Origin of the sequence: Paraburkholderia sp. SOS3, assembly GCF_001922345.1 — a bacterium.
Taxonomy (GTDB): domain Bacteria; phylum Pseudomonadota; class Gammaproteobacteria; order Burkholderiales; family Burkholderiaceae; genus Paraburkholderia.
Map to the genome: position 1 here is coordinate 4,311,000 of NZ_CP018811.1, position 12,104 is coordinate 4,323,103.

10 protein-coding genes, 2 tRNA genes and 1 rRNA gene are annotated in these 12,104 nt (G+C 61.9%); 8 read left to right on the forward strand and 5 right to left on the reverse strand.

What is annotated here, in order from left to right:
- Positions 1 to 170: 170 nt before the first annotated feature.
- From BTO02_RS19265 to BTO02_RS19280, 4 genes are all read right to left on the reverse strand, one after another.
- Positions 171 to 246 (reverse strand) — tRNA-Ala (locus tag BTO02_RS19265).
- A gap of 92 nt (positions 247 to 338) precedes the next feature.
- Positions 339 to 415 (reverse strand) — tRNA-Ile (locus tag BTO02_RS19270).
- Positions 416 to 482: 67 nt separating this feature from the next.
- A 16S ribosomal RNA gene (locus BTO02_RS19275) occupies positions 483 to 2,013 on the reverse strand.
- Positions 2,014 to 2,540: 527 nt separating this feature from the next.
- Entirely contained in the window at positions 2,541 to 3,806 is a 1,266-nt protein-coding gene (locus tag BTO02_RS19280; protein ID WP_075158364.1) for an SGNH/GDSL hydrolase family protein, read from the reverse strand.
- 252 nt (positions 3,807 to 4,058) lie between these two features.
- Here BTO02_RS19280 and paaA point away from each other — a divergent pair, with 252 nt between their 5' ends.
- From paaA to BTO02_RS19315, 7 genes are all read left to right on the forward strand, one after another.
- Positions 4,059 to 5,069, forward strand: coding sequence for a 1,2-phenylacetyl-CoA epoxidase subunit PaaA (gene paaA, locus BTO02_RS19285; RefSeq protein WP_075158365.1), 1,011 nt, complete (start codon positions 4,059 to 4,061; stop codon positions 5,067 to 5,069).
- Between the two features lie 63 nt (positions 5,070 to 5,132).
- Positions 5,133 to 5,417, forward strand: a complete 285-nt coding sequence (gene paaB / locus BTO02_RS19290) for a 1,2-phenylacetyl-CoA epoxidase subunit PaaB (protein WP_075158366.1) — start codon at positions 5,133 to 5,135, stop codon at positions 5,415 to 5,417.
- Between the two features lie 21 nt (positions 5,418 to 5,438).
- Positions 5,439 to 6,242 carry a 1,2-phenylacetyl-CoA epoxidase subunit PaaC gene (gene paaC / locus BTO02_RS19295; protein ID WP_075158367.1) on the forward strand — a complete coding sequence of 268 codons (804 nt, stop codon included), beginning with the start codon at positions 5,439 to 5,441 and terminating at the stop codon, positions 6,240 to 6,242.
- Positions 6,243 to 6,271: 29 nt separating this feature from the next.
- Positions 6,272 to 6,922, forward strand: a complete 651-nt coding sequence (paaD, locus tag BTO02_RS19300; protein ID WP_075158368.1) for a 1,2-phenylacetyl-CoA epoxidase subunit PaaD — start codon at positions 6,272 to 6,274, stop codon at positions 6,920 to 6,922.
- A gap of 27 nt (positions 6,923 to 6,949) precedes the next feature.
- Complete coding sequence (gene paaE, locus BTO02_RS19305; RefSeq protein ID WP_075158369.1) at positions 6,950 to 8,044, forward strand: 1,2-phenylacetyl-CoA epoxidase subunit PaaE; 1,095 nt, start codon at positions 6,950 to 6,952, stop codon at positions 8,042 to 8,044.
- A 111-nt stretch (positions 8,045 to 8,155) separates the two neighbouring features.
- Positions 8,156 to 8,761: a TetR/AcrR family transcriptional regulator gene (locus BTO02_RS19310; protein ID WP_075158370.1), complete on the forward strand. Its 606-nt coding sequence runs from the start codon at positions 8,156 to 8,158 to the stop codon at positions 8,759 to 8,761.
- A 228-nt stretch (positions 8,762 to 8,989) separates the two neighbouring features.
- On the forward strand, positions 8,990 to 9,658 hold the full coding sequence (locus tag BTO02_RS19315) for a GNAT family N-acetyltransferase (RefSeq protein ID WP_075158371.1): 669 nt from the start codon (positions 8,990 to 8,992) through the stop codon (positions 9,656 to 9,658).
- A gap of 82 nt (positions 9,659 to 9,740) precedes the next feature.
- Here the strand turns inward: BTO02_RS19315 and BTO02_RS19320 are convergent, their stop codons facing one another.
- Positions 9,741 to 10,262, reverse strand: coding sequence for an Lrp/AsnC family transcriptional regulator (locus BTO02_RS19320; protein ID WP_075158372.1), 522 nt, complete (start codon positions 10,260 to 10,262; stop codon positions 9,741 to 9,743).
- Positions 10,263 to 10,421: 159 nt separating this feature from the next.
- On the opposite strand from BTO02_RS19320, the gene hppD reads away from it, so the two are divergent.
- Entirely contained in the window at positions 10,422 to 11,531 is a 1,110-nt protein-coding gene (hppD, locus tag BTO02_RS19325; protein WP_075158373.1) for a 4-hydroxyphenylpyruvate dioxygenase, read from the forward strand.
- Positions 11,532 to 12,104 lie beyond the last annotated feature (573 nt).

A 12,104-nucleotide genomic window follows, 5' to 3' on the forward strand; every position in this document is an offset into this window, starting at 1 on the left:
TACTCACGCCCATCTCACAGACGCTTTCATTGATCTCTACTACTGCTTCTTCCTGATTGTTAAAGAACGACAGCCGATATGCCTTACCGCTTCATACCAGAGCTGACTGGCGCAATTGCCAATGCGTAATACCCGGCTCACCTGCTGACCGGACACTAGGCACTGGTAATTGGTGGAGGATGACGGGATCGAACCGACGACCCCCTGCTTGCAAAGCAGGTGCTCTCCCAGCTGAGCTAATCCCCCGCACGACAACTTTCAAGGGATCTGCTCTCCACCTTCCGCCCCCTTCGGGGGTGGGGCTTCCGTAAGCGCCAAAGCGCCAACGGCAGCCGACATGGTGGGTCTGGCTGGATTCGAACCAGCGACCCCCGCCTTATCAAGACGGTGCTCTAACCGACTGAGCTACAGACCCCTTCAGCCTGTCCTTCAATGCACAGCCGACAAGTGTGAGTGCTCAACTTTGAGCGCTTAAGCTCTGGAAAGGAGGTGATCCAGCCGCACCTTCCGATACGGCTACCTTGTTACGACTTCACCCCAGTCATGAATCCTACCGTGGTGACCGTCCTCCTTGCGGTTAGACTAGCCACTTCTGGTAAAACCCACTCCCATGGTGTGACGGGCGGTGTGTACAAGACCCGGGAACGTATTCACCGCGGCATGCTGATCCGCGATTACTAGCGATTCCAGCTTCACGCAGTCGAGTTGCAGACTGCGATCCGGACTACGATCGGTTTTCTGGGATTGGCTCCACCTCGCGGCTTGGCAACCCTCTGTTCCGACCATTGTATGACGTGTGAAGCCCTACCCATAAGGGCCATGAGGACTTGACGTCATCCCCACCTTCCTCCGGTTTGTCACCGGCAGTCTCCCTGGAGTGCTCTTGCGTAGCAACCAGGGACAAGGGTTGCGCTCGTTGCGGGACTTAACCCAACATCTCACGACACGAGCTGACGACAGCCATGCAGCACCTGTGTGACGGCTCCCTTTCGGGCACCCTCAACTCTCATCGAGGTTCCGTCCATGTCAAGGGTAGGTAAGGTTTTTCGCGTTGCATCGAATTAATCCACATCATCCACCGCTTGTGCGGGTCCCCGTCAATTCCTTTGAGTTTTAATCTTGCGACCGTACTCCCCAGGCGGTCAACTTCACGCGTTAGCTACGTTACCAAGCCAATGAAGGCCCGACAACCAGTTGACATCGTTTAGGGCGTGGACTACCAGGGTATCTAATCCTGTTTGCTCCCCACGCTTTCGTGCATGAGCGTCAGTATTGGCCCAGGGGGCTGCCTTCGCCATCGGTGTTCCTCCACATCTCTACGCATTTCACTGCTACACGTGGAATTCCACCCCCCTCTGCCATACTCCAGCAATGCAGTCACCAATGCAGTTCCCAGGTTAAGCCCGGGGATTTCACATCGGTCTTACATCACCGCCTGCGCACGCTTTACGCCCAGTAATTCCGATTAACGCTCGCACCCTACGTATTACCGCGGCTGCTGGCACGTAGTTAGCCGGTGCTTATTCTTCCGGTACCGTCATCCTCCATCCATATTAGGGACGAAGTTTTCTTTCCGGACAAAAGTGCTTTACAACCCGAAGGCCTTCTTCACACACGCGGCATTGCTGGATCAGGGTTGCCCCCATTGTCCAAAATTCCCCACTGCTGCCTCCCGTAGGAGTCTGGGCCGTGTCTCAGTCCCAGTGTGGCTGGTCGTCCTCTCAGACCAGCTACGGATCGTCGCCTTGGTGGGCCTTTACCCCACCAACTAGCTAATCCGCCATCGGCCGCTCCTTGAGCGCGAGGCCTTGCGGTCCCCCGCTTTCATCCTCAGATCGTATGCGGTATTAATCCGGCTTTCGCCGGGCTATCCCCCACTCCAGGACACGTTCCGATGTATTACTCACCCGTTCGCCACTCGCCGCCAGGGTTGCCCCCGCGCTGCCGTCCGACTTGCATGTGTAAGGCATGCCGCCAGCGTTCAATCTGAGCCAGGATCAAACTCTTCAGTTCAATGCCTGTTACTGTTTTCGGTTCATGTTTTTCGCAGTTTCCTGCGATGAACCGGTCGCTCACTCAACGTACTGACAGTTGGATCTCCATCTCTGAAGACCCTTCAATACTGTGTGAGACACTTGATACTTTCGCTATCCGATAACCCCGAGAGGTCATCGTGCGCCGCCATCAAGCACCCACACTTATCGGCTGTGAATTGTTAAAGATCGATTCACGAATCGGGCTTCCCTTCCGGCGCATTCCACTGAACCCGCCACCGCCTTCTTCGTGTCTGCCACTCGCTGCAGCAGAGAAGCGGGATTATGCAACCTATCTCCCGCTTCGTCAACATCTATTTCGCTCAAGCTTAAAACTGCCTGGAACTTCCGGTATCGCCGACTACCGCCGCAGACTTCCGCAACAGCACCGACAACACGCTCGCCCGTGAACGAAGACGCGAATATTAGGCGACCCAACGTCATATGACAAGTGAATGACGCAGAATATTTCTCGCGTCATCCCTGGCGCCATCGGACGCCTCGAAATTACCGCGTGGCGTCCGTCAGCAACTGCAGCGGGATAGCATCCGCCATCGCTGCATAACCCGCGTCGTTCGGATGGATGTGATCGCCGCTATCGTACGCGCGCCGCAACTGCGACGGATGCGCGGGGTCGCGCAGCGCCGCGTCGAAATCGACGACGCCGTCATACGCGCGGCCGGTTCTGATCCATTGGTTGACCGCAAGCCGCGTGCTCTCCCGCTGTGACGGCAGCGACGCCGGAGTCAGCGTCGCCCCGATCACGCGAACACCGCGCGCGTGCGCGGCGGCAATCACCCGCCGATATCCTTCGATCAGGCTTCCAGCCGTCACCTGGGTGTGCGGCGTATCGCAGTCGAGCCCCGCGTGCGGCGGCATTGACGCAAAGTTGATGTCGTTGATGCCGATCAGCAGAATCGCCGTCCGCACGCCGGATTGCTCGAGCACATCGCGGTGAAAGCGCGACTGCAACGCATCGCCATAGCAAGGCGAATCGCTTAGCAGCCTGTTACCGCTGATTCCGAGGTTGAGCACCGCGATCGACCGGTCGCCGGCTTGCGACAGTCTGCGGGCAAGCGCATCCGGCCAGCGACGATTCGCATTGAGACTCGAGCGCATCCCATCGGTGATCGAATCGCCGACCGCCGCGACCGCAACCGCCGCCGGCGCAGACGTTTCAACCATCAAACCGGTTATCCACGCGTACTGCGTAAAGCGCTGCCGGTAGGCCTGCGCAGACGCCTCCTGCACGTGATTGCCCGGCAACGATACATAGTTCACCTGGCTCGAAAGCCGGTGCCACGCGGTCATCGACTGCCCGGGTCCCATATAGGTGCTGACGGCATACGCGGCACCCGCCACCACCTCGGCGTGCACCGCGTCGCTGTCCAGCGCGCCGCCGGGCGGTACGCTCACCGCGCGCTTGCCGCCAAACGTCACACGAACCGCATCGCCTTGCGTTCTTGCTCCCGCCCCCGCCCGCGCAACGCTCATCTCCTCGATCACGAGCGGCGCTTTTCCGTACGCGTTATCGACACGGACGCGCACCGCGCTGCCCGACAGCGTGGGATAAATGATCTGGCGCACGGTGCGGCCCGCCACGTCCGGCGCGCGATAGAGGGCCGGCAAGTCCGCGCCTTGCGGAATGGACTGGGGCGCCGTAGCCCATGCGGTAGTCCACTGACCAGATGTTTCAACTGCAAAGGCGGCGGCGGGCGCCGCGAACAGAAATGCCGCGCTGCAAACGGCGGCGGCTAGCGAGCGAACGAGCATCGTGATGAGATCGGCGGAAAAATGAAGCGCACATTGTGCACGATCGATGGACTCATGCTCAGCGGTTTCGCATCTGCGCCTGGCGCCGCACGCACATAGCCGCCGAGACAGTCACCACCCGATCAAACGCGCTCCAAAACATCTATTAACCGACCGGTCGGTTGGTTTATACTACGCGACGACGCAACAGGTCGCAGACCTCACCCGAACGCGTCGAAGAAAACCGCCCCACGCATTCAGCGAGCGCCAGCCATGTACACGCAATCTCTCGACATCCAGAGCCACGCGTCACCGCCAGATTCTCCGCAGAACGCCGGCGCAATGTCGCCGGAATGGCAACGCTTCGACGCCGTGATCGCCGCCGACGGAAAAATCGAGCCGCAGGACTGGATGCCCGACGCGTACCGCAAGACGCTCGTGCGCCAGATTTCGCAGCACGCGCATTCGGAGATTGTCGGCATGCTGCCCGAAGGCAACTGGATCTCGCGCGCGCCGAGCCTGAAGCGCAAGGCGATCCTGCTCGCGAAGGTGCAGGACGAAGCCGGTCACGGGCTCTATCTCTACAGTGCGTGCGAAACGCTCGGCGTCTCGCGCGATCAGCTGATCGCGGCGCTGCACGCCGGCAAGGCCAGGTACTCGAGCATTTTCAACTACCCGACGCCCGATTGGGCGGACGTCGGCGTGATCGGCTGGCTCGTCGACGGCGCCGCGATCATGAACCAGATTCCGCTGTGCCGCTGCACATACGGCCCCTATGCGCGCGCGATGATCCGCATCTGCAAGGAAGAGTCGTTCCATCAGCGACAGGGTTTCGATGCGCTACTCACGATGATGAAGGGCACCGACGCGCAGCGCCGTCTCGTGCAGCAGGCGGTCGACCGCTGGTGGTGGCCGGTGCTGATGATGTTCGGCCCGAGCGACAAGGACTCGGTACACAGCAACCAGTCCGCGCAATGGGGCATCAAGCGGATCACGAACGACGACCTGCGGCAGAAATTCGTCGATGCGACCGTCGAGCAGGCAAAGGTACTCGGCGTCACGTTGCCGGACGACCGGCTGAAGTGGAACGAAGCGCGCGGCCATTACGACTTTGGTGCGATCGACTGGGACGAATTCTGGCGCGTCGTCAATGGCGACGGCCCGTGCAATCGCGAGCGCCTCGCGACACGCGCAAAGGCGCACGACGACGGCGCATGGGTACGCGAAGCCGCGCTCGCGCATGCGGAAAAGCAGCGCCGCCGCGCGCAGCAGGAGGCCGCGTGAGCCGCCGCGGTCAGACCGACCGCGCCTCATAGCCGGCAGCCCGACCAAACAAGGAGATCGACCGTGAACAAGGAATGGCCAATCTGGGAAGTCTTCGTGCGCAGCAAGCAGGGGCTCGACCACAAGCATTGCGGCAGTCTGCACGCAGCGGACGCGTCGATGGCGCTGCGCATGGCGCGCGACGTCTACACGAGACGCCAGGAAGGCGTGAGCATCTGGGTCGTGCCGTCGTCGGCGATCACGGCTTCGGCGCCGGAAGAAAAGGGCGAGCTGTTCGAGCCGGCGGCCGACAAGATCTATCGCCACCCGACGTTCTTCACGTTGCCCGACGAAGTCAACCACATGTAAGCGCAAAGCCGGACCGACGATATGACCGCCACGCCCCATCACCTTGCCTACGTGCTGCGCCTTGCCGACACCGCGTTGATTCTCGGCCAACGCAATGCCGAGTGGTGCGGGCACGGTCCCGTGCTCGAAGAAGACATCGCGCTGGCGAACATGAGCCTCGATCTGATCGGTCAGGCGCGCCTGCTCTACACGCACGCGGCAACGCTCGATGCGATGCTCACCGGCCAACGCCGTACCGAAGACGATTACGCGTACTTCCGCGGCGAACACGAATTCGCGAACTACACGCTCGCCGAACTGCCGCACTACGGGCCGCTCGCCGGCAGCGCACGCGCGGACAGGGACTACGCCGTAACGATCGTGCGCAACTTTCTCCATTCGACATTGATGGCGCACCTGTGGAGCGCGCTGACGCGCTCGTGCGACGAGCAACTGGCGGCAATCGCCGCGAAGTCGGTCAAGGAAGCGCGTTACCACATGCACCACGCGCGCGAGTGGCTGATCCGTTTCGGCGACGGGACCGACGAATCGCATCGCCGCGCGCAAGCGGCACTCGACTACCTGATGCCGTACACGCGCGAATTTTTCAGCACCGATGCGATCGAGCAATCGATCGCGGCCGCCGGCATCGGACCGAAGACGGCCGATCTCGAAGCCGCCTGGTTCGACGACGTACGCGCCGCGCTCGACGAAGCGACGCTCGCGCTACCCGAGCCCGTCAAGCACGTGAGCGCAGGCAAGCATGGCGAGCACTCGGAACACATGGGCTATCTGCTCGCGGAAATGCAGAGCGTCGCGCGGCAGCATCCAGGCGCGACCTGGTAATCGCCGATCGCGCCAAACGGAGCACCTCGATGACGACGACACCCGCCCTGCGCCACCACGCCAACAAAGACGATGACGAAGGCGTCGCCCGCGCATGGACAGCACTCGAGGCAGTACCGGATCCCGAGATCCCGGTCGTCTCGATCCGGGAACTGGGGATCCTGCGTGACGTGCGCCGCGCGTGCGACGGCGCGCTCGAAGTTATCGTCACGCCGACCTATTCGGGCTGCCCGGCGATGTGGCAGATCGCCGAAGACATTGGCCATGCGCTCGATGCTGCGGGCCTCACGCCGTATCGAATCGAGACCGTGCTCGCGCCTGCCTGGACCACCGACTGGATCGACGCCGACGCGCGAGAAAAACTGCGTGCCTACGGCATTGCGCCGCCGATCGGCCAAAGCGCTGCTGTGGGCGACCACAAGGCCACCGCGCACGCGCGTGCAGACGAAAAGGTCATCCGCTTCGCGCCGCACAAGCCCGCGGCATCGACCGCACCAACCGCACGAACCGCACCAACCGCACCAACCGCACCAACCGCACGAACGGCACCCGCCCCGCCCTGTCCCCACTGCGGGTCCCCACACACCGAACGCCTCGCGCAATTCGGCTCGACTGCATGCAAGGCGCTGTACCGCTGCGTCGACTGCCGCGAACCGTTCGACTACTTCAAACCCTACTAACCCCGTCAAAGGTATTAACCGACCGATATGGCGAGCCCCACTCCGCAATTCCACGCGCTGCGCATTCGCGAAGTCCGTCAAGAAACGGCCGACGCTGTCTCGGTCGCGTTCGAGGTGCCGCCGGAGCTGCGCGATCAATACCGCTTCACGCAGGGCCAGTTCGTCACGCTGAAGGCCCATATCGACGGCGAGGAAACGCGCCGCTCGTATTCGATCTGCGTCGGCGTCACCGACTACGATCGGCACGGCGAACTGCGTATCGGCATCAAGCGCGTGCGCGGCGGCCGCTTCTCGACCTTCGCGTTCGACACGCTGAAGGCCGGCCACACAGTCGACGTGATGACGCCCGACGGCCGCTTCTTCACCCATCTGAACGCGGCACAAGGCCAGCAATATGTCGCGTTCGCCGGCGGCTCCGGTATCACGCCGGTCCTCGCGATCATCAAGACGACGCTCGAGATCGAGCCGCGCAGCACGTTCACGCTGATCTACGGCAACCGCAGCGTCGACTCGATCATGTTCGCCGAAGCGCTCGAGGACCTGAAGAACCGCTTCATGAACCGCTTCGCGCTGTACCACGTGCTGTCGGACGATCTGCAGGACGTCGAGCTGTTCAACGGCGTGCTCGACGAGCGCAAATGCGCGGCGTTTCTCGAGACGCTCGTGCCCGCCGCCGCCATCGACGAGGCATTCATTTGCGGCCCGGCGCCGATGATGGACGCCGCCGAAGCGGCGTTAAAAGCGGCCGGAGTCGCGTCGCAGAAAGTCCACGTCGAACGCTTCGGTTCGCCGCTGCCTCAAGCAGGCGTGCCGCCCGCCGGGATCACCGACGACACGCCGGCTGCCGATCTCGAGATCGTGCTCGACGGCAAACGCCGCAAGCTGCGCCTGCCGTATGACGGCTTGAGCCTGCTCGACGTCGGCTTGCGCGCCGGACTCGCGCTGCCCTATGCGTGCAAGGGCGGCGTCTGCTGCACATGCCGCGCGAAGGTGCTCGAGGGCGAAGTGAAAATGGACCGGAACTACACGCTCGAAGCGCATGAGATTCGCGACGGCTTCGTGCTGACCTGCCAGTGCCATCCGGTGACGGATCAAGTGGTCGTCAGTTACGACGAACGATAAGCGGAAAACCGCTCCGCGCTGTCGCGATCCGCTTACACTAGGGCCGCCCGCGCGCGGCCGCCCGATTGCCGCGCACGGACGGCCCTTTCAGCTTTCGAGAAAACAAGAACCATGGCCCGCACCCGAGCCCCCGACCACGAAACGCAACGCGACCAGATTCTCGAACTTGCCGCGGAAAAGTTCGCGCAGACCAGTTACCCGAGCACGTCGATGTCCGATCTCGCCGCCGCGAGCGGCACCTCGAAAGCGCGCCTTTACCATTACTACGAGAGCAAGGAAGCGATCCTGTTCGACCTGCTCGATCGCTACACGAAGCGGCTGATGCTGATCATCGCCGAGGTGGAAGGCTCGAGCCAGCGGCGCGCGCTCACCGAACGCGAAACGTTCGCGGAGCTGATCCGCGCGTTCCTCGCCGAATACGAGACCTCGCATAGCCGGCACGTCGCGCTGCTCAACGACGTGAAATACCTCGACGAAGCGCAGCGCGACGTGATCCTGAACCGCCAGCGCGATGTCGTTGCCGCGTTCGCGCGCCAGCTTGCGCGCGCCTACCCCGAGCGCGTCGCGCGCGAGAACCAGACTGCCCTGACGATGATGGTGTTCGGCATGATCAACTGGACCTTCACGTGGCTGAAGCCGGGCGGCCGGATGGGCTACCGCGAGTTTGCACAGCAGGTTGTCGACATGGTCGATCACGGGCTTTCCACAGTGAAATAATTTTGCAGAGCAGCATGCTGCGTGGCTAATTTGCGACGCAAAGCAGATTGCAATGCGAGCCCTCACTCACTCTCAATACCCAGAAAATCAAGGATTTACACGAACAGGCGAGCCCTCGAACGGCTCAGATATGTCTGAAATACGGGTTTTCCCTAGTGATGAATGTAGCTTTCAGTTAAAATCACTGCTGCGGCGCATCATGCCGTCAGATGAATAGGAGAACCCGCCATGAGCAAGACGACTGCCCAAGCAAAAGAGCCGATCGCGCTGCCCGATCGCGTGTTGAGCGCGGCCGGCCTTGCGCCAGTGCTGGTTCGGGAACTGAGTTCGAAAGACCGCGAACGCCTGCTCGCCCACTTCCTGAGCCTCGACGAAGACGACCGCCTGCTGCGCTTCGGCCAGTTCGTGCCCGATCACGTCGTCGAGAACTACGTTCGCACGCTCGACTTCGAGCGCGACAGGGTATTCGGCGTGTTTAACCGCGAACTCGCGCTCGTCGGCGTCGCGCACCTCGCGTATCTGCCGTCGGAAGCGGGCGAACGCACGGCCGAACTTGGCGTATCGGTACTCGAGAGCGCGCGCGGCCAGGGTATCGGCACGAAGCTTTTCGAACGCGCGGCGACCCGCAGCCGCAACACGCACGTCACCACGCTCTATATGCACTGCCTGTCGCGCAACAGGACCATGATGCATATCGCCAGGAAGGCCGGCATGCGGATCGAGCGCGCATACGGCGAAGCCGACGCGTATCTGACGCTCGCACCGGCCGATCAGTCCAGCATTCTGAAAGAAATGCTCGAAGAGCAGGCGGCCGCGTTCGACTACGCGCTCAAGCGCCAGGCCCAGCAAACGTCAACCCTGCTCGAATCGCTGTTGCCGGCGGAACTCGCGGCCTGATTTTCCGCTTGAACCCGGCTTGAACCCGGCTTGAATCCGGCTTGAATCCGGCTTGAACCACGCTTGAACCCGGCTCCCGGCTTCATCTGATCGGCAAGGCCGTCGTTTCCTTGAACGTCTCGAGCGAAAAGCTCGACTTCACATCGACGACGGACGGATGATGCAGCAGCACGTCCTGCACGAAGTGCGAGAAATGCGCCATATCCGCAACCTGCACGCGCAGCAGGTAGTCCATCTCACCGGTCATCGCATGGCACGCCACCACCTCGGGCCACGTCTGCACAGCCGCGCGAAACAGCTCCGCATGCGTGCTGCCGGCGTGTGCGTGCGCGGCGTCGCCACGCGCGCCGCCGCCCGTCGGCGTCCCGCGCTTTTCAAGCCGCACGTTGACGAACGCGAGCAGATGAAGCCCCAACTGCTGCGCATCGAGCAGCGCGACATAGCCGCGAATGACGCCGCTTTCCTCTAGCCGGCGAATGCGCCGCAAACACGGGCTCGGCGAAAGATTGACCCGTTCCGCGATTTCCTGATTCGACAGCCTCCCGTCCTCCTGGAGAATCGCGAGAATACGCCGGTCGATCGCATCGAGTTCTGTTGCAGCCATTTTCTGCCGTCCTGACGCGCACACGCGCCATTAAATAGCCAAAATGTAGCCAGCCACGATTAACTTCGCAAGCTTTCACCCGCGCGACGCCGATAGACTCGCTTCATGGCGTCCGCGTGCCGGACGGCCGGACGCATCGCATTCCGGATGGAGACTTGCATGAAACTGAAAACGTGGGACAACCCCGTCGGCACCGACGGTTTCGAGTTCATCGAATACGCGGCCCCCGACCCGAAGGCGCTCGGCAGAGTATTCGAGCAGATGGGATTTGCGGCGATCGCGCGCCACCGGCACAAAAACGTGACGCTGTACCGGCAGGGCGATATCAACTTCATCATCAACGCGGAGCCCGATTCGTTCGCGCAACGCTTCGCGCGGCTGCACGGTCCGTCGATCTGCGCGATCGCGTTTCGCGTACAGGACGCGGCGCATGCCTATCGCCGCGCGCTCGAACTCGGCGCATGGGGTTTCGACAACAAGACCGGCCCGATGGAGCTGAACATTCCGGCCATCAAAGGCGTCGGCGATTCGCTCATCTACTTCGTCGACCGCTGGCGCGGCAAGAACGGCGCGAAGCCGGGCAGCATCGGCGATATCGGCATCTACGATGTCGACTTCGAGCCGATCCCGGGCGCGGACCCGAGCATAGCCGACCGGCCTGCCGGCCACGGCCTCACCTATATCGATCACCTGACCCACAACGTGCACCGCGGCCGCATGCGCGAATGGGCCGAGTTCTACGAGCGCCTCTTCAACTTCCGCGAAATCCGCTACTTCGATATCGAAGGCAAGGTCACCGGCGTGAAGTCGAAAGCGATGACATCGCCGTGCGGCAAGATCCGCATTCCGATCAACGAGGAGGGCTCGGAAAACGCCGGCCAGATCCAGGAGTATCTCGACGCGTATCACGGCGAAGGCATTCAGCACATCGCGCTCGGCACCAACGACATCTATCGCACTGTCGACGGTATGCGCGCGTCGAACATTGCGCTGCTCGACACGGTCGATACCTACTACGAACTGGTCGAGCGACGCATACCGAACCACGTCGAACCGCTCGATGAACTACGCAAACGGAAGATCCTGATCGACGGCGCGCATGACGACCTGCTGCTGCAAATCTTCACGGAAAACCAGATCGGGCCGATCTTCTTCGAGATCATCCAACGCAAGGGAAACCAGGGTTTTGGCGAGGGCAACTTCAAGGCGCTGTTCGAATCGATCGAACTCGATCAGATCCGTCGCGGCGTGGTGAAAGACAACGCCTGAATCGGAGGGCGGGGCGAAGTGCGGGACAAACCGGCGAATCAACGAGGCATGACGTAAAGCTGAACGAGCAGGCGAATGACGAAACGAACGGCGTCATTCGCCTGATGGTGCGCGCAGTGAAATACTGGTCGAAGTGCCGTCGCGATATGCGTCCGCCGATGTGCGCGTTAAGGTTTGCGCCGCTCGAACGATGCCGTTCGAGCCCGTGTTGGACGCGGATTGCGCGCTATTCGCGCGTACCGGTGCGTTGATTGCGAAAAATGCTGCCGAGACCATCAGGAAGGTCTGAACGTGCTTGCTGTTCATGCTTGCTCCTGTTCCGATTGCCTGCGCTGCGAAGCTCCACCCCATGTGGAACGTTGCCGGAAAGCGCAGGTGGGGTGTTAGACAAGCGTTCGACAGCCGGTTCCTGCCGCCGGAGGCTTTTACAGCTTGTTACACCGGCGTGCGGCGCGTCATACCGGAGGCCGTACGTGCGTCGTCGAAGGTGGGGTCCGAAGTCCGCGCAACAGCGGCCGTGTTGCGATGCGGCGGGTTTTTCCGGGTGCTACCATCGGTCAAAACCCGTCATGA

Excerpts from the sequence above, each read along its gene's own strand:
- BTO02_RS19280 (WP_075158364.1), bottom strand. The coding sequence starts at position 3,806 with ATGCTCGTTCGCTCGCTAGCCGCCGCCGTTTGCAGCGCGGCATTTCTG.
- paaA (WP_075158365.1), top strand. The coding sequence starts at position 4,059 with ATGTACACGCAATCTCTCGACATCCAGAGCCACGCGTCACCGCCAGAT.
- paaC (WP_075158367.1), top strand. The coding sequence starts at position 5,439 with ATGACCGCCACGCCCCATCACCTTGCCTACGTGCTGCGCCTTGCCGAC.
- paaD (WP_075158368.1), top strand. The coding sequence starts at position 6,272 with ATGACGACGACACCCGCCCTGCGCCACCACGCCAACAAAGACGATGAC.
- paaE (WP_075158369.1), top strand. The coding sequence starts at position 6,950 with ATGGCGAGCCCCACTCCGCAATTCCACGCGCTGCGCATTCGCGAAGTC.
- BTO02_RS19310 (WP_075158370.1), top strand. The coding sequence starts at position 8,156 with ATGGCCCGCACCCGAGCCCCCGACCACGAAACGCAACGCGACCAGATT.
- BTO02_RS19315 (WP_075158371.1), top strand. The coding sequence starts at position 8,990 with ATGAGCAAGACGACTGCCCAAGCAAAAGAGCCGATCGCGCTGCCCGAT.
- BTO02_RS19320 (WP_075158372.1), bottom strand. The coding sequence starts at position 10,262 with ATGGCTGCAACAGAACTCGATGCGATCGACCGGCGTATTCTCGCGATT.
- hppD (WP_075158373.1), top strand. The coding sequence starts at position 10,422 with ATGAAACTGAAAACGTGGGACAACCCCGTCGGCACCGACGGTTTCGAG.